This window comes from Amycolatopsis keratiniphila subsp. keratiniphila, assembly GCF_001620365.2.
Lineage (GTDB): Bacteria > Actinomycetota > Actinomycetes > Mycobacteriales > Pseudonocardiaceae > Amycolatopsis > Amycolatopsis keratiniphila.
Map to the genome: position 1 here is coordinate 217,504 of NZ_LQMT02000013.1, position 21,480 is coordinate 238,983.

The 21,480-nt window shown below is 68.0% G+C and carries 17 protein-coding genes; 9 read left to right on the top strand and 8 right to left on the bottom strand.

The features are described from left to right. Positions 1 to 58: 58 nt before the first annotated feature. Positions 59 to 844 carry a DeoR/GlpR family DNA-binding transcription regulator gene (locus AVR91_RS14830; RefSeq protein WP_016335505.1) on the top strand — a complete coding sequence of 262 codons (786 nt, stop codon included), beginning with the start codon at positions 59 to 61 and terminating at the stop codon, positions 842 to 844. A gap of 517 nt (positions 845 to 1,361) precedes the next feature. Continuing rightward, positions 1,362 to 4,496, top strand: coding sequence for a TIM-barrel domain-containing protein (locus tag AVR91_RS14835; RefSeq protein ID WP_228709206.1), 3,135 nt, complete (start codon positions 1,362 to 1,364; stop codon positions 4,494 to 4,496). Between the two features lie 49 nt (positions 4,497 to 4,545). Here AVR91_RS14835 and AVR91_RS14840 read toward each other — a convergent pair whose 3' ends face one another. Beyond that, positions 4,546 to 5,187, bottom strand: coding sequence for an FMN-dependent NADH-azoreductase (locus AVR91_RS14840; protein WP_063271041.1), 642 nt, complete (start codon positions 5,185 to 5,187; stop codon positions 4,546 to 4,548). A gap of 83 nt (positions 5,188 to 5,270) precedes the next feature. Between AVR91_RS14840 and AVR91_RS14845 the strand changes: the two genes are divergently transcribed. From AVR91_RS14845 to AVR91_RS14855, 3 genes are read left to right on the top strand one after another with little or no spacing between them, the layout of a single operon-like run. Next, entirely contained in the window at positions 5,271 to 5,750 is a 480-nt protein-coding gene (locus AVR91_RS14845; RefSeq protein WP_063271040.1) for a MarR family winged helix-turn-helix transcriptional regulator, read from the top strand. Between the two features lie 55 nt (positions 5,751 to 5,805). After that, positions 5,806 to 6,387, top strand: coding sequence for an ATP-binding protein (locus AVR91_RS14850; RefSeq protein ID WP_228708217.1), 582 nt, complete (start codon positions 5,806 to 5,808; stop codon positions 6,385 to 6,387). Then, positions 6,384 to 6,917: a hypothetical protein gene (locus AVR91_RS14855; protein ID WP_063271039.1), complete on the top strand. Its 534-nt coding sequence runs from the start codon at positions 6,384 to 6,386 to the stop codon at positions 6,915 to 6,917. Before AVR91_RS14850 ends, AVR91_RS14855 begins: the two co-directional genes overlap by 4 nt. A 45-nt stretch (positions 6,918 to 6,962) precedes the next feature. Here AVR91_RS14855 and AVR91_RS14860 read toward each other — a convergent pair whose 3' ends face one another. The 5 genes from AVR91_RS14860 to AVR91_RS14880 form a co-directional block, all read right to left on the bottom strand. Further along, complete coding sequence (locus tag AVR91_RS14860) at positions 6,963 to 7,676, bottom strand: ABC transporter ATP-binding protein (RefSeq protein WP_016335497.1); 714 nt, start codon at positions 7,674 to 7,676, stop codon at positions 6,963 to 6,965. Beyond that, positions 7,666 to 8,439, bottom strand: coding sequence for an ABC transporter ATP-binding protein (locus AVR91_RS14865; protein ID WP_063271038.1), 774 nt, complete (start codon positions 8,437 to 8,439; stop codon positions 7,666 to 7,668). Before AVR91_RS14865 ends, AVR91_RS14860 begins: the two co-directional genes overlap by 11 nt. Then, positions 8,436 to 9,575: a branched-chain amino acid ABC transporter permease gene (locus AVR91_RS14870; protein WP_063271037.1), complete on the bottom strand. Its 1,140-nt coding sequence runs from the start codon at positions 9,573 to 9,575 to the stop codon at positions 8,436 to 8,438. Before AVR91_RS14870 ends, AVR91_RS14865 begins: the two co-directional genes overlap by 4 nt. After that, the gene (locus AVR91_RS14875) at positions 9,572 to 10,543 is read right to left on the bottom strand and encodes a branched-chain amino acid ABC transporter permease (protein WP_037345462.1); all 972 of its coding nucleotides are present in this window, start codon (positions 10,541 to 10,543) and stop codon (positions 9,572 to 9,574) included. The genes AVR91_RS14870 and AVR91_RS14875 overlap by 4 nt, the downstream gene beginning before the upstream one ends. Positions 10,544 to 10,657: 114 nt before the next feature. Beyond that, positions 10,658 to 11,812 carry a branched-chain amino acid ABC transporter substrate-binding protein gene (locus AVR91_RS14880; protein ID WP_063271036.1) on the bottom strand — a complete coding sequence of 385 codons (1,155 nt, stop codon included), beginning with the start codon at positions 11,810 to 11,812 and terminating at the stop codon, positions 10,658 to 10,660. A gap of 437 nt (positions 11,813 to 12,249) precedes the next feature. Between AVR91_RS14880 and AVR91_RS14885 the strand changes: the two genes are divergently transcribed. Next, positions 12,250 to 13,062, top strand: coding sequence for an alpha/beta fold hydrolase (locus AVR91_RS14885; protein WP_063271035.1), 813 nt, complete (start codon positions 12,250 to 12,252; stop codon positions 13,060 to 13,062). Here the strand turns inward: AVR91_RS14885 and AVR91_RS14890 are convergent. Further along, positions 13,028 to 14,005, bottom strand: a complete 978-nt coding sequence (locus AVR91_RS14890) for a LysR family transcriptional regulator (protein WP_063271034.1) — start codon at positions 14,003 to 14,005, stop codon at positions 13,028 to 13,030. The genes AVR91_RS14885 and AVR91_RS14890 overlap by 35 nt on opposite strands. Before the next feature lie 168 nt (positions 14,006 to 14,173). Further along, positions 14,174 to 14,602 (bottom strand): PaaI family thioesterase, encoded by a 429-nt coding sequence (locus AVR91_RS14895; RefSeq protein ID WP_038511292.1) that lies wholly within the window; start codon positions 14,600 to 14,602, stop codon positions 14,174 to 14,176. A 223-nt stretch (positions 14,603 to 14,825) separates the two neighbouring features. Here AVR91_RS14895 and polA point away from each other — a divergent pair, with 223 nt between their 5' ends. From polA to AVR91_RS14910, 3 genes are all read left to right on the top strand, one after another. Further along, positions 14,826 to 17,567, top strand: a complete 2,742-nt coding sequence (gene polA / locus AVR91_RS14900) for a DNA polymerase I (protein WP_063271033.1) — start codon at positions 14,826 to 14,828, stop codon at positions 17,565 to 17,567. 64 nt (positions 17,568 to 17,631) lie between these two features. Further along, positions 17,632 to 19,236 carry a S1 family peptidase gene (locus tag AVR91_RS14905; protein WP_063823078.1) on the top strand — a complete coding sequence of 535 codons (1,605 nt, stop codon included), beginning with the start codon at positions 17,632 to 17,634 and terminating at the stop codon, positions 19,234 to 19,236. Further along, entirely contained in the window at positions 19,233 to 21,470 is a 2,238-nt protein-coding gene (locus AVR91_RS14910) for a serine/threonine-protein kinase (RefSeq protein WP_063271032.1), read from the top strand. The genes AVR91_RS14905 and AVR91_RS14910 overlap by 4 nt, the downstream gene beginning before the upstream one ends. Positions 21,471 to 21,480 lie beyond the last annotated feature (10 nt).

Genomic DNA, 21,480 nt, shown 5'->3' on the forward strand with positions numbered 1-21,480 from the left:
AGTGGCCAACAGCGCACCGGTATGCGCGATAGGCCGCAGCGAGCTAGGAGTGGCGCCGATGGCCCGGCACGAACGGCTGAGCACCCTGCTGGACCTGCTGGGGCAGCGGGAGAAGATCGACGTCGAGGACGTGGCGGAGGAACTGAACGTCTCCGCCGCCACGATCCGGCGCGACCTCGATCATCTGGCGGAGCAGCAGTTGCTCACCCGCACCCGAGGTGGCGCGGTGGCCAACGACCTCGCCTACGACCTGCCGTTGCGCTACAAGACCGCGCGGCACGTACCCGAGAAGCAGCGGATCAGCGTCGCCGCGGCGGCGCTCGTCGCGCAGGGCATGGTGGTCGGCCTCAACGGCGGGACGACGACGGCCGGGGTCGCGCGCTCGCTGGCCACCCGGTCCGATCTGGCCGGACGCGGTGATTCGCCGGGGCTGACCGTGGTCACCAACGCGCTGAACATCGCGCACGAACTCGCGGTCCGGCCGCATGTGAAGATCGTCGTCACCGGTGGTGTCGCGCGTCCGCAGTCGTTCGAGCTCAGTGGACCGCTCGCCACGCGCGTGCTCAGCGAACTGACGATCGACCTGCTGTTCCTCGGGGTCGACGCGTTCGACGCCGACGCCGGCGCTTTCGCCCACCACGAGGGTGAGGCGAGTATCAACCGGCTGATGGTCGAGCGGGCGGAACGCGTCGTCGCGGTCGCCGACGGTTCGAAGCTGGGCCGCCGGGCGTTCGCGCGGATCTGCGCGACGCCGCAGGTGCACGCTTTGGTCACCGATTCGAACGCCGATCCGAAGGTGCTGCGGGCCTTCGAGGCCGCGGGTGTCGAGGTCCAAGCCGTCTGACCAAGTCCGTGAAGGCCCCTTTTTCTTGTCGCGATAGCGCAGATCTGGTTCTGAGCGGGCAACTGCAGCGAGTGTCCACAAGGGATACTTCTTGCCGACTGAATGTCCATTGAGGCACGTATGTCCGGTTCAGCGGGAGGGTCGTGAGTGGCAAAGAGGGTTAGAACGACCCAAAACACTCACGACCCCCTCGTGAAGACGAGCAAATCGCCCGAATCGGGCACCGCGGCCTCGATTCGAGTCCCTTATGGACAGTCGGGATCCAGATCTCTTGCCTGAGCCCGCTCGTACGAGCCCCGTCGGCGGGGGCGGAGACCGGCGGCTCTGACTTTGTCGGGGCCCTGGCCCTGAGGGCAGGAAAGTGGGACCTTCACGTCTTTTGGGCACACCCGTTGCCCCATAAGGATCTTCGCGAGACCCGACGAAAGTCGGCAGCACCGCTTCGGCGGATGACTTTGCGCGAACCGTGCGCTATACAGAGACCCTATTGCGTATTCATGCGCGAAAGGTGTCTTGAATGAGCAGAGTTGCGCAATCCCTGAGTTGTTTGGCCGCAGTGGCCCTTCTCGGGCTTTCCCCGGTGGCCGCCCACGCCGACCCGGCCGCGGCGGCGGCGGGCAAACTGGGCGATCTGACCGGCATCTCCGCCGAAGGCCCCACGGTGACGCTGAAATCGGGAAGTGCCGCCGTGCGCGTCGGCTTCCCGGCCGAAGGCGCCGTCCGGGTCTGGCTGGCGCCGGACGGCACGTTCACCGATCCGGCCGGGAGCAAGATCGTGCTGCCGCGCACCGGCGCCCCGGTGACCCCCAAGACGGCCGACAAAGGGGACTACTGGGCGGTTTCCACGGCCAAGGCGACGTTGCGGGCGTACAAGCATCCGCTGCGGCTCGCGTTGTACGACGGCGCGGACCGCAAGCGGCTCTGGGAGGAGTCGGCGCCGCTGTCCTGGACCGACAAACAGACCACGCAGACCCTGGCGCGGACGGCGACCGAGCAGTTCGTCGGCGGCGGCGAGCAGAACGGCCGCTTCAGCCACCGCGACCAGACGATCCGGATCTTCGCCGACTACAACTGGAACGACGGCGGGGCCCCGAATTCGCAGCCGTTCTACGCCTCCACGGCGGGATACGGCGTGCTGCGCAACACCTTCGCGCAAGGCACCTACGCCTTCACCGAGCCGGTGCGCACCACGCACGACGAACGCCGCTTCGACGCGACATACGTCGTCGGCGAAGGGCTCAAGGACGTCATCACCGGCTACACCGATCTGGTCGGGAAGCCTTTCCTGCCACCGCTCTACGGGCTCGAACACGGTGACGCCGACTGTTACCTGCACAACGCCAACCGCGGCGAGCGCCACACGCTGGACGCGGTGAAGATCGCGGAGGGCTACACCGAGCACGGGATGCCCAACGGCTGGATGCTCGTCAACGACGGCTACGGCTGCGGGTACGAGAATCTCCAGCAGACGGGCGAAGGCCTGCGTAAGAACAACATGCAGCTGGGCCTGTGGACCGAGAACGGCGTGCCGAACCAGGTCGAGGAGGTCAAGGCCGGGGTCCGCGTCCGCAAGCTCGACGTCGCGTGGGTCGGCCCGGGTTACCAGTTCGCGCTCGACGCCTGCGACACCGCGCACAAGGGCATCGAGGACAACAGCGACGCACGCGGTTTCGTGTGGACACCGGTCAGCTGGGCGGGCGCGCAGCGTTGCGGCGTCCTGTGGAGCGGTGACCAGGCCGGTTCCTACGACTACATCAAATGGCAGATCCCGACCTACGCCGGCGCCACGACGTCGGGGATCGCGTACAACACCGGCGACATCGACGGCATCTTCGGCGGCAGCCCGCAGACGTATGTCCGCGACCTGCAGTGGAAGGCCTTCCTGCCGGTCTCGATGACGATGGACGGCTGGGCCGCGTCGGACAAGCAGCCGTGGCGCTACGGCGAGCCGTACACCTCGATCAACCGCAAGTACCTGCTGCTCAAGGAGCGGCTGCTGCCCTACACCTACAGCCATTCGGTGGAGGCGCACAAGTCCGGCGTCGGCCAGGTCCGCCCGCTGGCGCTCGAATACCCCGACGACCCGAACGTGTGGGGCGAGAAGGCGAAGTACGAGTTCCTGTCCGGAAAGGACTTCCTCGTCGCGCCGGTGTACGAGAACTCCACCGTCCGCAACGGCATCTACCTGCCGAAGGGCACCTGGGTCGACTACTGGAGCGGCAAGACCTACACCGGTCCGACCACTGTGGACGGTTACGACGCGCCGCTCGACACGCTGCCGTTGTTCGTCCGCGCCGGTGCCGTGGTGCCGATGTGGGCCGAGGGCACGAAGTCGTGGCAGACGCGGGACAAGGGCGTGCTCGATCTCGACGTCTACCCGCAGGGCAAGGGTTCGTTCACGCTCACCGAGGACGACGGCGTGACCAGGGCGTACAAGAACGGTGACCAGGCGAAGCAGACGTTCACCGTGGACGCGCCGACGTCCGGGCTGGGCACGGTGACCGTCGGGATCGGCGCCAGTTCCGGTTCCTACGCCGGAAAGCCCGCGTCGCGGAACTACCAGTTGACCGTCCACACGGGAAGCAAGCCCGCGACCGTACTGGCCGGGAACTCGGTCCTGCGGCAGTACGGCAGCAAGGCCGAACTGGACGCGGCGCCGTCGGGCTGGTGGTTCGATCCGGCCACCGGCGGGGTCGCACGGGTCAAGACCGGCAAGATCGGCGCCGGTGACCGGCAGGACATCCGGCTGTTCGGCACGAGCGCCGTCGGCGGGATCTTCCCCGAGGACCGCAACGGCTCGGTCACCCTGTCCGTCCCGGCTGTCGCCGGTCCCGGACAGACCGCGACGGGCACGCTGAGCTTCACCAACGGCACGCCGCTTCCGGTCCGGGACGTCTCGTTCTCCCTGCCGGCCAACGGCTTCCGTGCCGAGGTGCCCGCCGGTCCGCGGCTGGTGATGCCCGGCGCGACCGTGCGTGTCCCGGTGAAGGTGACGCCGGACGCGGGCATCAAACCGGATGACTACCAGCTCACCGCGTCGGCGTCGTACAAAGCGCGGCTGGGGGAGAACCGGGTCACCGACTCGGTGACGGTCACCGTCCCGCACGGTTCGCTGGCCGCGGCTTATGGGAACGTCGGCGTCACCGACGCGGCCCACGTCGCGGTGGGGGACATCGACGGTGGCGGCAGCAGTTTCCGGGCGGAAGGCCTCGCCGAGGCGGGGCTCAAACCGGGCGCGGGCTTCTCCGCCCTCGGTGCGCAGCTGACGTGGCCGCAGACCGGTTCCGGGCAGAAGGACAACGTCCTCGCGGCCGGCCAGACCATCGCGGTGCGCGGTACCGGCGCGAAGCTCGTGCTGGCCGGAACCGGTACCGGTACGGCGAAGGGCACCGTCGTCGTCCGCTATGCCGACGGCAGCACGAGTCAGGCCGAACTCGGCTTCCCCAACTGGTGCTGCGCCGATCCCGCCCAGTACGGCGCGACCACGGTGGCGACCGTGCTGGGTAAGCACACCCGCGCCGGGGCCGCGTATCCGACCACGCCGTACCGGGTGTTCGCGAACTCCGTCCCGCTGACCGCGGGCAAGGAGGTCGTCGCGGTCACCTTGCCGTCGAACAGCGCGATGCACGTGTTCGCGGCGGGCATCGGCTGAGTCCTCGTGAGTGGCAAGGACGGTTAGAACCGTCCTTGCCACTCACGAGTCAGGCGGCCACGGGAGTCCACAAGGCGTCGATGGCGCGTTCCGCCTCGGCCTGGCTCTCGTCCGCCAGCGGGATGAGGTCCGCCATCGCCGGGTTGGTCTTCGCCATGGTCAGCTCGGCGGTGACGAACCGCGGCTCGAGGCCGGTCAGCGAGAGACCGTGGGGGATCCAGGACTGCGCGTGGTCCCAGCCCTCGCGCGGCGTGCCCGCGCCGTATCCGCCGCCGCGGGCGGCGAGGACGATGAAATCGCGGCCGCCCAGGACGCCTTCCCTGGTCTCCATGTCGATCGACAGCCCGGGCGCGATCAGATGGTCGACCCAGGCCTTGACCGTGCTCGGCGGGCCGAAGTTGTACAGCGGCAGGCCCAGCACGATCGTGTCGGCCGCTTTGACCTCGTCGACGAGCTCCTTGATCAGCCGCCAGGCGGCCGCCTGCTCCGGGGTGTGCTGTTCCGGCGGGACCGTCCTGGCGACGTTGGTGACCGCGTCCAGATGCGGCAGCGGGTCGGCGCCAAGGTCGCGATAGGTGACGGTGCCTTCCGGATGCGCCGCACGCCAGGCCGCGGCCGCCCGCGCGGTGAGGCGGCGGCTGGTCGAGTGCTCGCCCGTGATGCTGGAGTCGATGTGCAGCAGGTTCGTCATGAGTACTATCTTGCATAGATAGTTTGTGTAACGCAAACCATTGATGCTGTGGCGGTCATCATGTGGGAACGTACACTTGACGAGTGTCCGAACTCCCGGTCGTGAACCAGCCCCCGCACCGCTGCGGCGCGCTGCTCGACCACGTCACCCGCCGCATCCGGCTGCGCAGCGAGTCCGTCCTGGCCCCGCTCGGCCTGCGCCCCCGGCATCTCGTCGCGCTGACCGTGCTGCGCGACCTCGGCGGCTGTTCGCAGCAGGACCTCGCGAAGACGCTGGAGATGGACAGCACGAATGTCGTCGGGCTGCTGAACGACCTCGAGTCCGCGAACCTCATCGAACGACGGCGGTCACCGGCGGACCGGCGCCGCCACATCGTCGAACTGACCGACGTCGGCCTGAAGCAACTCGTCAAGGCCGAGTTCGCCCTCGCGGCGGTCGAAGACGAGGTGCTCGGCGCGCTCGACAAGGATCAGCGCGAGACGCTGTACACCCTGCTGTACCAGGCGGCAGGCCATGCCGAACCCGCCGCCTGCGTCGAATCCGCGCATCTCGACGACTGCTAGCCGCCGGAACCTCGTTGCCCGCCACCCGTGCCGCGGACCGGGCAGAATCGACGGGGTGAGTGAATGGCGCAACACCACGCACGACTGGGCCGGTTCCGTGGACCTCGACCATCTGGCGCGTATCCGCCGGAGCCCCGGGGAGTTCGCCCCCGGCGGGGTCGCGCACCTCGTCCTCGAGGTGCTCGCCTACGCGGCGGAGGAGGCCGAAAGCACCGGCGACGGGCATGCCGTCGTCACGGCCCACCCCGACGGCTCGATCTCGGTGTCGGACGACGGGCGGGGCACCGCTACCCGCGCCGACGGGCATGGCGGGTTCGTGAAGAAGCCGGTCATGTCGACCAAGGATCTGCGTTTCTTCGATTCCCCCGAGGCGCAGAAGCTGCCGGACGGTCATCCGCGCCGCGGTGTGTCGGTGGTGGCCGCGCTGAGCGACTGGCTCGTGCACACCAACCGGCGTCGCGACGGTTCCTGGACCCAGCGTTACGAACGTGGTGTCCCGGTCACCGACCTGTCGCCGATCGCCGACGACGGGACGACCGGCACGACGGTGCGTTTCCGGCCAGGGGAGGAGATCGGCCCGCTACGACTGCCGGAAGTCGACGGCTGGCCGTGCCTGAGCGTGGAGGTCGTCCGATGAGAAAGTGCCTGACAGCGGCGGTTTCGGTCCTCGTCCTGCTCACCGGCTGCTCCGCCGGGCAGGAACCGCCGCCCGCCAAACCTGTCTACGACCTCCCCGCACGTGAGGTACGCCCGGACGAGACCGCACTGCACCTGCCGCCCGCGCTCAACGGGGAGACCGAGTTCTCCCTCATCGGGCTGGCCGCCGGCCTGCCCAGCCTCACCGGCAGCCACACCGAGTTCGAGGCGAAGGGAGGGTTCGTCCGGCTCCGGCTTGTGGTCACGGGCAAGGGCGTGTCCGGCATCCTCTTCGACACCCGGCGCCAGCAGCTGGTCACCGATTCCGGCGCGGTGATCGCGGTCGACAACCAGGCGATGACGATCAAACGGCAGCCGGACAAGTTCGAGCTGGGGCGCGGTGTGCGGGTCGAGTTCGACCTCTACTTCGACCTGCCCAAGGAGGCGAAACCCGTGGTGCTGCGGGCTTTCGGCGGTCCGACGCTGACCGACATGAAGAACCTCACCGGAACCGACATCAAGCTGGCATGAGAAAGGGCCCCGCCGCGGAAGCGACGGGGCCCTTCCCGGAAGGCGTCAGACGCCCAGATCGCCACCGAGGTAGGCGGCCCGCACCTGCGGGTCGTCCAGCAGCTCGGCACCGCGGGCGCTCTTGACCACTTCACCGGTCTCCAGCACGTACGCGCGGTCGGAGAGCTTCAGCGCCTGCTGCGCGTTCTGCTCCACCAGCAGGACCGTGGTCCCGCGCTTGTTGATCTCGCGGATGATGTCGAAGATCTGCGCGATCAGCATCGGCGCCAGGCCCATGGACGGCTCGTCGAGCAGCAGCACCTTGGGCTTGGTCATCAGCGCGCGGCCGATGGCGATCATCTGCTGCTCGCCACCGGACATCGTGCCGCCGAACTGGGTCTTGCGCTCGTTCAGCCGCGGGAACAGCTCGTAGACCTCGTCGAGGTCGGCCTTCAGGTCGTCCTTGCGGGTGTAGGCACCCATCAGGAGGTTCTCCTGCACCGTCATACCGGGGAACACACCCCGGCCTTCCGGTGACTGGCCGATCCCGAGCTCGACCCGCTTGTGGCCGGGCGTCTTCGAGATGTCCTTGCCGTCGAAGAGGATCCGGCCGCTGGTCAGCGGACGCAGGCCCGAGATCGTCTTCAGCGTCGTGGTCTTGCCGGCGCCGTTGGCCCCGATGAGCGAAACGATCTCGCCCTCGCCGACCTCGATGCTCATTCCCTTGAGCGCGGCGATCTTCCCGTAGTGGACGTTGATGTCCTGAACCTCAAGAAGCATCTTCCGCCACCCCCAGGTAAGCCTCGATCACCTTCTGGTTGTTCTGCACCTCGTGGGGGAGCCCTTCTGCGATCTTCTGGCCGAAGTCGAGCACGGCCAGCCGGTCGGCGATCTGCATGACCAGGCCCATGTCGTGCTCGATGAGCAGGACGGTACGGCCGTCGTCACGGATCTTGCGGATCAGTTGCTGCAGCGAGTTCTTCTCCGCCGGGTTCATGCCGGCGGCCGGCTCGTCGAGCAGCAGCAGCTTCGGGTCGGTGGCGAGCGCACGCGCGATCTCCAGACGGCGCTGATCGCCGTAGGAGAGGTTCTTCGCGGTGTTGTGCTCGACCCGGCCGATGCCGACGAAGTCCAGCAGCTCCCTGGCCAGTTCGCGGCCCCGCTTCTCCTCCTTGCGGTGGATGGGCAGGCCCAGCGTCGCCGAGATCGCGCCGGTCTTGTGGTGCGAGTCCGCACCGACCATGACGTTCTCGAGCGCCGACATGTTGTGGAACAGCCGGATGTTCTGGAACGTGCGGGCGATCCCGGCCTGGTTGACCTTGAACCGCTTCATCCCGTCGATCCGGGTGTCGCCGAAGCGCACCTGGCCTTCGGTCGGCCGGTAGACGCCGGTGATCACGTTGAAGACCGTGGTCTTCCCCGCGCCGTTCGGGCCGATCAGGGCGAAGATCTCACCCTGGTTGATGCTGAGGTCGACTTCCTTCAACGCCGTGACACCGCCGAAGCGCATCGTCACGTTGTCGAATTCGAGCAGCGCGCTCATTTCGTCACCTCCGCCGAAGCCTCGGAATCCGGACCCGCGACTTCGGCGCCCATGGCACCCATCCCGCCCGTTCCCTCGTGTAGTTCCGCCTTGCGCTGCCGCGACGGCAGCAGACCCTCCGGCCGCAGCGCCATCATCAGCACCAGCACGCCACCGAAGATCAGGATGCGGTACTCGGACAGGAACCGGAACCGCTCCGGAAGCCAGGCGACCAGGAAGGCACCGAGCATGACGCCGGGCAGGTTGCCCGCACCGCCGAGCACCACGGCCGCGAGGATGGTCGCGGACAGGATGAACGGGAAGTTGTTCGGCTCGATGAAGACGGCCTTACTGGCGTAGACCACACCGGCCATACCGCCGAGCATGGCGCCGATGGCGAACGCCAGCAGCTTGAACTTGAACGTCGGGACACCCATCAGCTCGGCGGCGTCCTCGTCCTCGCGGATGGCCGCCCACGCCCGCCCGACCCGGCTCTTGTGCAGCCGCACCGAGAAGATGATCGCGATCACGATCGCCGCGAGGATCAGGTAGTAGTACGGCGCCGGGTCGAGCAGGAACTCGGTCCCGAAGATGGGCTCCGGGTGCGGGATGTTGGTGATACCGCGGGCGCCGCCGATGCCGTCGGTGTTCGTCGCGGTGATCCGGACGATCTCACCGAAGCCGAGGGTCACGATGGCCAGATAGTCACCGCGCAACCGGAGCGTCGGAGCACCGAGGATCACCCCTGACATCGCCGCCAGGAAGATACCGAGCACGAGCGTGCCCCAGAATCCCCAGCCGTGCAGGGTGCCCATCACGGCGAGCGTGTACGCGCCGATCGCGAAGAACGCGACGAACCCGAGGTCCAGCATGCCCGCGTGGCCGACCACGATGTTCAGGCCGATCGCCAGCAGGATGTACACCCCGACCGGGAAGATCAGGACCGTGGTCCAGTCCGATTCCGGCGACATGAACGACCCGATCGCGGGCGCGGGCAGGATCAGCGCGCCGATGATCAGGGCGATGTACACGCCATAGCGTTGCCAATGCGGAGCGCGTGCCCACCAATCCCGCATACCGTCCACGGGGTGGAAGCCGGCGCGCGTCGGCTTTCCGTTCTCTGGGGACTTTTCAGCCACTTCTTCGTTGCCCTTCATGCGCGTGCCCGCTGCAGCGATTCACCGAGGATGCCGGTGGGACGGAACATCAGGACGAGCACCAGTACCACGAAGGCGGTGACGTCCTTCCAAGCCGAACCGAAGAAGATGGAACTCCAGTTCTCCACCAAACCGAGCACGATGCCACCCAGCAGGGCGCCGCGCAGGTTGCCGATACCTCCCAGCACGGCCGCGGTGAACGCCTTGATGCCGAGGAGGAACCCGATGCGGTAGTCGGTGTTCTCGTACTCCATCACGTACAGCGCGGCGGCGACACCGGCCATCGCGCCGCCGAGCAGGAAGGTGAGGCGCACGATCTTGTCGATGCTGACGCCCATCAGCACGGCGGCTTCGGGATCCTGCGCCGTGGCGCGGATACCTCGGCCGATGCGGGTGCGGCTGACCAGCTGGTCGAGCACGACCATCATGATCACGGCACCGACGACGACGAACACGTGGTCCGTGCGGACCACGCCGTTGCCGATGTGGAACAGCGGTTCGTGCGGGATGAAGCGTGGCGCGTTCTGTTGCACGCGGCCGGATTTGTCGGTGATCCATTCGATGATCTCGAGGCCGAACAGTTCCTGGAGGAACAGCGAGGCGCCGATGGCGGAGATCAGGGCGGCGAGCCGGGTCGCGCCCTTCTTGCGGAGCGGCCGGTAGGCCACTTGCTCCAGAAGGACCGCCGCACCACCGGATACGGCGGCCGAAGCGATGATGATCAACAGCAGTACGGCGATCATCCCGAACACGCCGAGCGTGATCGGGGCGGTGCCACCCGCGATGGTGATCAGGACGAACAGGGACGTGACCGTCCCGATCATGAAGATTTCGGAATGCGCGAAGTTGATGAGCCGGAGCACGCCGTAGACCATTGTGTAGCCGAGGGCGATGAGGGCGTAGATGCTTCCGGCGACCAGTCCGCCGATGGTGCTACCGAGGAACTGGGCTTGCAGGTCTTGAAGCATGACGTGGATGCCTTACGGGACGGGGCGAGGATTTCTTTCGCCACATTTGCGGGAAGCGGGGGTGCTGTGATCGCACAGCGCCCCCGCTTCCGTTAGGTGTTCCTATCTGCTCCGTCAGCCGTTGAGCTTGGCTTCGGTCGAGACGCCGAGGTTCTTCAGGACACCACCGGTGACCTGGTAGATGTTGATCGCGTCCGTCGACGGCTCGCCGTTCTCCTTGAACTTGATCTGCTTCGAGGCACCCTTGAAGTCGATCGTCTTGAGGGCCTCGTTGATCTTCTCCGAGGTGTTGGCGCCGGACTTGACCGCGTTGATGATGGCGGTCGCGGCGTCGTAACCCTCGCTCGAGTAGATCGCCGGGTCGACGTTGAACGCGGCCTTGTACTTGGTGCTGAACTCGTCGGTGGAGCCGGCGTCCGGGATGTTGCACGGGCAGCCGACGACGGCCTTCTCGGCGGCCGCGGCACCGGCACCGCTGATCAGCTGGGCGTCGAGCGAACCGTCACCGGTCGCGAAGGTGGCGGTCACGCCGCCGTCACGCAGCTGCTTGAGCAGACGGCCACCCTGGGCGTAGTAGCCACCGAAGAGGATGATGTCCGGGTTCGCGGCCTTGACCTTCTGGACGGTCGAGGAGTAGTCCGACGCGTCCTTGGCGAACTTGTCGCGCTCGGTCGGGACGTTCTTCTCCTTCAAGGTCTTCTCGAAGTTGTCGGCCAGGCCGACGCTGTATTCCTGGTCGTCCGAGATGATGTAGGCCTTCTTGGGCGACTTCGCCGTGACGAGGAAGTTGGCGATCGCCGGTCCCTGGCTGGCGTCGCTCGCGACGACGCGGTGCCAGTACTTCCATCCGTTCGAGGAGAGGCCCGCGTTGGTGGCCGAGGGCGAGACACTCGGGATCTTGTTCTGCTCCAGCTGACCGCCGATGGCCTTCGACTCACCGGAGAACGCCGGGCCGATCAGCGCGGTGATCTTGTCCTGGCCGACGGCCGTCGCGATCAGCGACGTCGCCTGCTCGGGCTTGCCCTGGCTGTCGTATTCCTTGAGCTCCAGCTTGATCGCCGGGTTCGTCTTGTTGTACTCGTCGATAGCGAGCTTGGCGCCGTTACGGGGTGGGATCACGATCCCGGAGTTCTCACCGGTGAGGTCACCCATGAACCCGATCTTCAGCGTGCTGCTGTCACCGCTGCCGGACGAGCTGCTGCCGCCTGCACAGCCCGCCAGCGCCAGCGACGCAGCCGCCGCGACGGCGAAAACCCGTCCAAAACGCACTCCTGACACCGACTACCTCCCATGACCAACCAGCCGCCGGTAGGCGTTGCCCCCGACACAGGGGCTAGGTTAGGGCAGGAAGATATCCCCCTCCGCCATGATCTGGACAGACGCCCATCACTCTGTGTCCACATCGTGACGGTCGAAACCAGAACGAATTGCACGAAAAGGCGAATGTTGCCGGTTGACAGGTCTTCGCTGGTCACGCTGGGGATTCACCGCTACCACGTCGATCATGCTCGTGGGTAATGATCATGTTTCGGCCGCGTATCTTGCGGTTTTTCAGCTCCTTCGTGGGCGGCCGTTCGTCGTAGCAATGCTGCCCCAAAGGGCGCCAACGGTGCCCCCACTTCCTCGGCGCCATGACAACCGATGGTTGTCGTCGCGGTCCGAACGGCTGTTGGATCTCGGCCCTGACCTCGCGATTAGCTGTTCCCATGACGATGAGTACCGAAGCGATCGAAGGCGTGGCGGCAGGGGTTCCGTTCGTGGCGTTGCCGCCGTCGGACGGTAAGCGCCCGGCGCCACTGGTGCTGACCTGGCATCTGCTGGGCGCGCCGTTTTCCGAGGCGGCCATGGCGGCGGCGCTGCCGATGCGGGAACTGCACGCGTGGCGGGTGCACCTCGGGTTGCCGCTGACCGGGAAACGTTTCCCCGAAGGCGGTTTCGAGGGCTTCTTCCGCCTCGCGAGCGAGGACAACGTGCTCAACGTGGTCGAGCCGCTCACCAAGCAGGTCGAGGCGGAGTTCCCGGCGGCGGTGGCGGAACTGCGCTCCCGGCTGTCCATTGAGGACGGTCCGGTCGGGCTGGTCGGCGGTTCGCAGGGCGGCGGGGTCGCGCTGCAGATGCTGACCCACCCCGAGATCGAGGTGGCGGCCGCCGCACTGGTGAACCCGGTGACCCAGCTGGCGCCGGTGATCGCGGCGAACGAGCGGGTCTACGACGTCACCTACCCCTGGTCGGACCGCTCCCGCGCGGTCGCGGACGAATACGACTACGTGCGGCGGGCGGACGAACTGACCGCGCCGGTCCTGCTCGTCATCGGCGAGGAGGACGACGTCTCCATCACCGAACCGGCCGCAGCGCTGCACAAAGCGCTGGGGGAGCGGGGATCCGAACTCGTCACCATCCCGGGGATGGCGCACGAATTCGCCGAGGCGCCCGGCCTCGAACCCGCTCCGCAGACCGAACACGCGAAGCTGGTCGACGCCGAGCTCACGCGCTGGTTCGCCCGGCACCTAGCTGTCTGAGGTCGTCGTCCGGCAGCCAGGACCGGTCGGGATCGTAGGCGCACCAACCTTCTTCGTGGCTGGTCCGGCCCGCGAGCGCTAGCAGGCGCCGCAGGGCCGGGCCTTCGCCGCGGCGCCACACCACCGACCACGGGAACAGCGGCGACGGCTCGAACGGCAGGACTCGCAGATTGAGGTCGGAAGCGAGGTCCATGTCGGCGCCGGCGAGCGTGACCCGCTGCTTTCCGTAGCGCGTCTGTTCCAATGTGTGCCGGAGGTCGTAGCTGACCCCGGAGTCGTCGATCGGGACGTCGAATTCTTTGCATAGGCGTTGCAAATAAGAAAGCCATTCGATCGGCCCGCCCAATTGCGGAATCCAGATGCCTTCGTGCCGGAGATCGGACAATTTCAGGACATCAGGGGCATCGCCGCCTGCGAGCGGGTGTTCCGGCGCGAGAAGGGCGACCAGTGGCTCCAGCCGGACGAGCCGATGTTCGAGTTCGGCGGGCACCTCGCGGCCGAGGTCCGCGACCCGGCCGAAAGCGAGGTCGATCTCGCCGCGGACCAGTGGGTCGAGTGCGTTGGCCAGCCCGCGACCGGCGACGCGCTCGACCGCCAGCGCCGGGTCCCGCTGGGCGATGCGCCGCAGCATGTACATGGGGGAGAGGCGCGGGTCGATGATGTCGAGGCGGGGTGGGCGGTCTTGCAGGCCCATCGCGGCGACGGCGGCGTCGGCCGCGCGGATCAGCTCGCGCGCGTGCGGGAGGAAGCGGTCGCCGTCGGCGGTCAGCTCGACGGACCTGTTGGTGCGGCGGAAGAGCTGAACGGAGAGGGCGTCCTCGAGCTTCCGGATCCGCTTCGACAGCGCTTGCTGGGTGAGGAACAGGGATTCTGCCGCGCGACCGAAATGGCCGTGGTCGGCGGTGGCGACGAACGCGCGCACCTGGGCAGTGTCGAGATCCACGTCGCTCAAAGTACGTGAAGGCCTCCTTGCCTACCCTCAAGGTAGTGAAGGAGGCCTTCACGGACCTCCGGCGCCCACCCGCGGCGGTCGCCTATGTCATGAAAGGGTCGTTCAGGACGAAAAACGTCCTGAACGACCCTTTCATGACACTTCGGAGGGCCGGACGGCTCAGGCGCCCGGCGGCCGCTCCCGCACCACGCAGGTCAGCCGTGCGGTGCACGACCGGCGCCCCTGGTCGTCGGTCAGCACGATCTCGGCGGTCACGGTCCCGCGTCCGACGTGCACCGGCGTCGCGACACCGGTCACCCGCCCCGACCGGACCGCCCGGTGGTGCGTGCACGAAAGCTCGAGCCCCATCGTCGCCTTGTCGGTGCCGGCGTTGAGCGCGCAGACCATCGAACCGAGCGCCTCCGCGACGACGGCGTTCGCGCCGCCGTGGAGGAGGCCGTAGGGCTGGAGGTTGCCCTCTACCGGGATGCTGCCCACGACGCGTTCGGGACCGAATTCGCTGATCTCGAGCCCGAGCTTGTCGTTGAGCTGCTGTCCGGCGAAGGCCGGGTCGATCCCGGCGAAGGATTCGAGGGCTTGTTCGGTCACGCAGAGCTCCTTAAACATTCGTGAACCCGCGACCACGATCGCGTCGCCAGGGCGCACGTTATCGAGTTTTACTCACGTCCTGCCCAGGGGCGCCCTGCCGCCGCGATCGCGGGGCCTCCGGCCAGGCGGGTTCCTGCGCCAAGGGGGTCTGAGCAGCTCCGCCGACAGGCCGCAAACGACACGACAGGTAGGACTGTCAGACCCTCACCCTAGACTCGCTCCCGTGAGCCCGAGTGAGAACACGACCGTTGCCAACGCCACACCCGCCACCGCACAGGCCGAGCGGCCCAAACTGCTGCTGATCGACGGCCATTCGATGGCGTATCGCGCCTTCTTCGCGCTGCCCGCGGAGAACTTCAAGACGAAGACCGGGCAGACGACGAACGCCGTCTTCGGGTTCACCTCGATGCTCATCAACCTGCTGCGCGACGAGGCACCGACCCATCTCGCGGTGGCGTTCGACCTTTCGCGCAAGACGTTCCGGTCGGAGACGTACGCGGAGTACAAGGCCAACCGCAGCAGCACCCCGGACGAGTTCAAGGGCCAGGTCGGGCTGGTCGAGGACGTGCTCAAGGTCCTCGGCATCCCGGCGCTGACCAAGGAGAACTACGAAGCCGACGACATCATCGCCACGCTCACGACACAGGCGACCGCCGAAGGTTTCGACGTCCTGATCTGTACGGGCGACCGTGACGCGCTCCAGCTGGTGACCGACCAGGTCACCGTGCTGTACCCGAAGCGCGGCGTGTCCGAGATGACCAGGTTCACCCCGGAGGCGGTCGAGGAGAAGTACGGCCTCACGCCGGCGCAGTACCCGGACTTCGCCGCGTTGCGTGGCGACCCTTCGGACAACCTGCCGAGCATCCCCGGCGTGGGGGAGAAGACGGCCGCGAAGTGGATCAGGCAGTTCGGCTCGTTCAACGAGCTGGTCGACCGGGTCGACGAGGTCAAGGGCAAGGTCGGCGACGCGCTGCGCGAGCACCTCGGCGCGGTGATGCTGAACAGGCAGCTCACCGAGCTGATCCGTGACGTCGAGCTGGAGCTCGGCCCGACCATGCTCGAGCTGCGCCCGTGGGACCGCGAGGCCGTGCACGCGTTGTTCGACGAGCTGGAGTTCCGCGTTCTGCGGGACCGGCTCTTCGCCACCTTGCAAAGCGCCGAGCCCGAGGCCGAGGAGGGTTTCGAGGTCAGCGGGTCGAAGCTCGCGCCGGGTGCCCTCCCGGAATGGCTGTCCGCGCACACCGGCACGGACAAACCGGTCGGCCTGGCGTTCCGCACCACCGGTGCGTCGGTCCGCTCGGACCTGAAGGCCATCACCTTCGCGGCCGCGGACGGCGAAGGCGCGTACGTCGACGTCACCACGATGGACGCCGAGGACGACAAGGCGCTCACGGCCTGGCTCGCCGACGAGAAGATCCAGAAGATCGGCCACGAGCTCAAGGTCCCCCTGCACGCCGTCAAGGCCCGCGGCTGGACGTTCGCCGGGCTCGTCATGGACACCGCGCTCGCGGCGTACCTGGTCCGTCCTGGCCAGCGCACCTTCGAGCTCGACGATCTCGTCCTGCGGTACCTGCACCGTGAGCTGCGGTCCGAGGCCGACACCGGGGACGGGCAGCTTTCGCTGCTCGACGGCGGCGCCGAGGACATGGAGCAGAAGGAGATCCAGGCCGAGCTTGTCAAGGCCCGCGCGGTCGCCGAGCTCGCCGGCGCGCTGACCAAGGAGCTCGAAGAACTGGGCGGCGCGCAGCTGCTCGCCGAGCTCGAACTGCCGCTGCTGCAGGTGATCACCGGGCTCGAAGCGGCGGGTATCGCGGTCGACATCGAGCACCTGACCGATCTGGAAGCGCATTACCTCAGCCGGGTGACGCAGGCCGCGGAGGAGGCGTACGCGGTCATCGGCAAGCAGGTCAACCTCGGTTCGCCGAAGCAACTGCAGGTCATCCTGTTCGACGAGCTCGGCATGCCTAAGACCAAGCGCACCAAGACCGGCTACACCACCGACGCCGAGGCGCTGCAGAGCCTGTTCGAGAAGACCGAGCACCCGTTCCTGCAGCATCTGCTGGAGCACCGGGACGCGACCCGTCTGCGCACCACGGTCGAGGGCCTGATCAAGTCGGTCGCCGACGACGGCCGCATCCACACCACGCTGCTGCAGACGATCGCCGCCACCGGACGGCTCTCGTCGGTCGACCCGAACCTCCAGAACATCCCGATCCGCACCGAAGAGGGCCGCCGCATCCGCGACGCGTTCGTCGTCGGCGACGGGTACGCCGAGCTGATGACGGCGGACTACAGCCAGATCGAAATGCGGATCATGGCGCACCTTTCGCAGGACGAGGGCCTGATCCAGGCCTTCAACAGCGGCGAGGATCTGCACACTTTCGTGGCGTCGCGCGCGTTCTCGCTGCCGCCGGAGGAGATCACGCCGGAGCTGCGGTTCCGGGTCAAGGCGATGTCGTACGGCCTGGCGTACGGGCTTTCGGCGTACGGCCTTTCGCAGCAGCTGCGGATCTCGACCGAAGAGGCCAAGGAACAGATGGAGGCGTACTTCTCCCGGTTCGGCGGCGTGCGCGATTACCTCCATTCGGTCGTGGGCGACGCGGCGAAGGTCGGCTACACCGAGACGATCTTCGGCCGCCGCCGTTATCTGCCCGATCTCAACAGCGACAACCGGCAGCGCCGCGAAATGGCCGAGCGGATGGCGCTCAACGCGCCCATCCAGGGCAGCGCGGCCGACATCATCAAGGTCGCCATGCTCAACGTGCACAAGGCGCTGACCGAGGCGAAGCTGAAGAGCCGCGTGCTGCTGCAGGTCCACGACGAGCTCGTCCTCGAGGTCGCCGATGGCGAGCGCGAGCAGCTGGAAGCGTTGGTGCGTCAGGGAATGGGGTCGGCGTACGAGCTGGCCGTCCCGCTTGAGGTCTCCGTGGGATACGGACGGTCTTGGAACGACGCCGCGCATTAGGCCTCGTGAGTGGTAATGACGGTTCTGACCGTCATTACCACTCACGATCGGTAGGGTCTTCCGCGTGACTTCCGAGCGCAGACGCTGGCGGGTGCGGCTGCGCGATCATCGTGGGCGGATCCTGGGCGCCGGGACCATGCTCGACAGCGAACATCTCCTCACCTGCGCTCACGTGATCGAAGACCAAGACGGTGTCACGGTGGATTTCGTGGCGCTTCCCGGTGTGGAGCCCGGAATCGCCACGATCGTCGCGCAGGCGGCGCCCATCGGCGACGACGGCGGGGACATCGCGCTGCTCCGGTTGCGTGACCCCGAGGAACAGATCGTCGGCGCCCCGCTTCACCGGACCGCCCTCGAAGACGACCAGCGTGTCCGGGCCTACGGCTTCCCGTGCGGTTCGGACGGCATGTGGTCGCTCGCGACCGTCGTCGGCGACGGCGGGCACGGACTCGAACGCGTCCAGTTGCACCGCGATCCCGACGCCGAGCCGATCACCCACGGCTTCAGCGGATCCGCGGTGATCGCGGACAAGACCGGCCACGTCGTCGGCATGGTCGCGACCCGGTACGCGACCGAGGCCGCCCGCGTCTCCTGGATGATTCCCGTCGAGACCATGCTCGGCTACCTGCCGGAACTGCGCCGCTGGGCCGAAGGCAGCCCCGCGATCGACCCGAGTTTCGTGCGGTACCCGGAGCCGCCCGCGCTCGATCCGCGGTTCGCGCGCGAATTCGCCCGATGGCTCGGCGGGCACGGCCGGGCCGACGTCCGGGTGATCATCATGGGGCAGGACGATTCCGCCGTCGCCGGCTCGTTGCGGCGCGCCGTCGTCCTCGCCGACCGCGAACGCGGCGCGGGCCGGACCGACACGGGGCCGACGGTGCCGCCGGTGGGCAGTGTCGCGCTCGCCGTGGACGCGATCGGCAAGACCGCCGACGAGGTACGCCGCCGTATCTCCGACCGGCTCGACGTCGCCGCGGATTCGCCCGCCGGCCGTCACGGCTCCGGCCGCACCGTGGTCGTCTACGGGATCGACGAAGCTGCCGAACCCGACGAACTCGTCGGCGACGTGCTCGTGCCGCTGGCCCAGCGCGCGCACGAACTCGGGCTGCGGCTCGCGCTGGCGTTCCGCGAGGCGACCTCACCGGGGGTGAGCGTGGTCAGGTCGAGTACGGACGTGCTGCCCGCGGACGAGGACGACATCGAGGGCCGGTTCGCCCTCCTGGAAACCCGGTTGGGTGAACTCGCCAAGCTGGAGAAGAACAACGCGAGCGACTCACCCCGCTTCTCCGACGTCCCGCACGTTCATCCGAAGGAGCGGCGGCTGCGGGGCGCGTTGACGCAACTGCGTTCGGCGGAGCGGGGCGAAGACACGGATTGGGTGAAACGACAGCTTCCGGTCTGTGAGCGCGCCGTGGCCAAAACCCTCGATCGCGCTCGCGACCTTCGCCGTCTTCTCGACGAGAACCTCGCCCGGCGCGCGGAACTGCGCGCCCGGCTCGACGCGTACGGGGAAATGGCCCGTAACAGCGGGCTCGTCGAAGACGTCGAACTGGATGCCGCCTACGCCCCCGCCTGGCGGATGCTCTTCGAAGGACCGTGCGACCTGACGGCCGCGGCGGCCGCCGTCGAGCGGTACGCGGACACCGTACGGAAACGGATCGACGGATGACGGCCTGCGGACAGGACGGCTGCCCCGGTGTGCTCGGCAAGACCGGCTTCTGCAGGATCTGCGGATTGCCGCCCGGGACACCGGAAGTGCCGCGGGAGAAACCCACCCTGGTGATCCCCGGCCCCGGTGAGCTGCCGACCAGGATCACCAGCACGATGGTCACCCGTTCCCAGCAGCTCGCGGGCCACACCGGCACGGACGACCGGGTCCCGCTGCCGGTCGTCGAACTCCCGGACGTCGCGGGCCGCCTGCTCACCGAGCCGCATGTCCCGGAGGAGGAACGGTTCTGCGGCAAGCACGGGTGCACGGCCACCCCGGTCGGCCGCTCGATCGGTGGCGGGCCCGCGCCCGCCGAGGGGTTCTGCCCGGTCTGCCGGACGCCGTTCTCCTTCTCACCCAAGCTCGCGGCGGGCGACGTGGTCGACGGCCGCTACCACGTGCTCGGCTGTGTCGCGCGCGGCGGGCTCGGGTTCGTCTATCTGGCAACGGATTCCGGGCTCGGCGACCGGTACGTCGCGCTCAAGGGCCTGATCAACACGAACAACACCGCCGCCGTCCGGATCGCCGAGACCGAGAGCCAGGTGCTCACCGCGCTGGATCATCCGAACATCGTGCGGATCCTCGACGTGGTGGAGCACGACGACTTCCGGTACATCGTGATGGAATTCGTCGACGGCCTTTCCCTGCGGGAGGTCAAGAACCGCGGCCGGGCCGGGCTGGACTCCAGCGAGGGACGGCTGCTGGTCGAGCACGTGGTGGCGTACGGGCGCGAGATCCTGACCGCGCTCGACTACCTGCACGGCGAGGGCCTGCTGTACTGCGACATGAAGCCGGACAACGTGATCCACGGCGAGAAGCGGATCAAGCTCATCGATTTCGGCGCCATCCGCAAGATCGACGACGACGAAAGCCCGATCGTCGGCACCGAGCACTATCAGGTGACCCCGCGGGAACGGGCGACCCACGGCCTCACCGTCCGCTCCGACATCCACACCGTCGGCGTGACCTTGCGGGAACTCTTCCAGGCCAGCGACGGCTGGTCGGTCACCACCGACGCGCGCGGCGTGCGGTTCGGCATCGAATCGTTCCTCCGCGTCCTCGACCGGGCGACCGCGCCGTTCGAACAGCGGTTCGCGACCGCACGCGAAATGCTGGTGCAGCTCGATGGCGTGCTCGGCGAGATCCTTTCCTTGCGGGACAAGCAGTCCCGGCCCGGCGCGTCGACGTTGTTCGCCGAAGGGGCGGTGCTGCTCGACGCGGGACTCGGCCAGGCACCGCCGCTCGAGCACTGGACGCGGGGCACGGCCGTCTCGCTCGGCGCGCGGCCGTCCGCCGAGGAGATCGCCCTCGGGCTGCCGGTGCCGCGGGAGGATCCGGACGACGCACAGGCGAACTTCCTCCGCGCCGTCCGCGCACCCGACGCTGCGCGGTTGCTGAAGAAGCTCGACAAGGTGCCCGGTTCGCCGGAGGTCGGCTTCCGCCGGTGCCGGGCGCATTTGGAACTCGGTGCAGTCATCGAAGGCACGCTGGCGGTGGCGGAGGCCGAGCGGCTGCTCGGGGAACGCGCCGCCCACGACTGGCGGGTGGCGTGGCACCGGGGCCTGCTCGCGCTCGGCGAGGGCGACTTCGCCGCGGCCAAGGAGAAGTTCACCGCCGTGTACCGCGACATCCCCGGCGAGGAGCCGCCGAAACTCGCGCTGGGGCTCTGCGAGGAGCACCTCAACGGCGCGGCCGCCGCCGAGCGGTACTACGACGCCTTGTGGGTGCGGGACCGGGCGCAGGTGAGCGCGGCGTTCGGGCTCGCGCGGGTCCGCCTGTCCAGGGGCGACCGTGCGGCCGCCGTCGAGATCCTCGACCAGGTCCCGGAATTCTCGCGCTACGACGAGGCGGCGCGGATCGCCGGCGTGCGGGTGCTGTCCGCGCCGATGCCTGGGACGGGTGACCTCCCGGCGTCGGCGGAACTCGACGACGCCGTGGTCCGCCTGACCGCGTTGGACCTCGACGGCGACGCCTTCGACCGGCTCGTGACGGCGGTGCGCGAGACCGGGCTGGCGGGGGTGCTGCTCGGGCAGGACGGGATCACCGACGGGAAGATCCTGCGCGCGGACGAGACGGGTGCCCGCACCGTGCTGGACAAGTCGTACCGGCGGCTCGCCCATCACGCGCCCTCGCCGGAAGCGCACGACGTGCTGATCGATCTCGCGAACTCGGTGAGACCGGTGACGCTGGTGTGAAAGGGGAGCG

Coding starts and splice junctions, on each gene's coding strand:
- AVR91_RS14835 (WP_228709206.1), top strand. CDS start 1,362: ATGAGCAGAGTTGCGCAATCCCTGAGTTGTTTGGCCGCAGTGGCCCTT.
- AVR91_RS14910 (WP_063271032.1), top strand. CDS start 19,233: ATGACGGCCTGCGGACAGGACGGCTGCCCCGGTGTGCTCGGCAAGACC.
- AVR91_RS14885 (WP_063271035.1), top strand. CDS start 12,250: ATGACGATGAGTACCGAAGCGATCGAAGGCGTGGCGGCAGGGGTTCCG.
- AVR91_RS14870 (WP_063271037.1), bottom strand. CDS start 9,575: ATGAAGGGCAACGAAGAAGTGGCTGAAAAGTCCCCAGAGAACGGAAAG.
- AVR91_RS14840 (WP_063271041.1), bottom strand. CDS start 5,187: ATGACGAACCTGCTGCACATCGACTCCAGCATCACGGGCGAGCACTCG.
- AVR91_RS14860 (WP_016335497.1), bottom strand. CDS start 7,676: ATGCTTCTTGAGGTTCAGGACATCAACGTCCACTACGGGAAGATCGCC.
- AVR91_RS14875 (WP_037345462.1), bottom strand. CDS start 10,543: ATGCTTCAAGACCTGCAAGCCCAGTTCCTCGGTAGCACCATCGGCGGA.
- AVR91_RS14855 (WP_063271039.1), top strand. CDS start 6,384: ATGAGAAAGTGCCTGACAGCGGCGGTTTCGGTCCTCGTCCTGCTCACC.
- AVR91_RS14830 (WP_016335505.1), top strand. CDS start 59: ATGGCCCGGCACGAACGGCTGAGCACCCTGCTGGACCTGCTGGGGCAG.
- AVR91_RS14865 (WP_063271038.1), bottom strand. CDS start 8,439: ATGAGCGCGCTGCTCGAATTCGACAACGTGACGATGCGCTTCGGCGGT.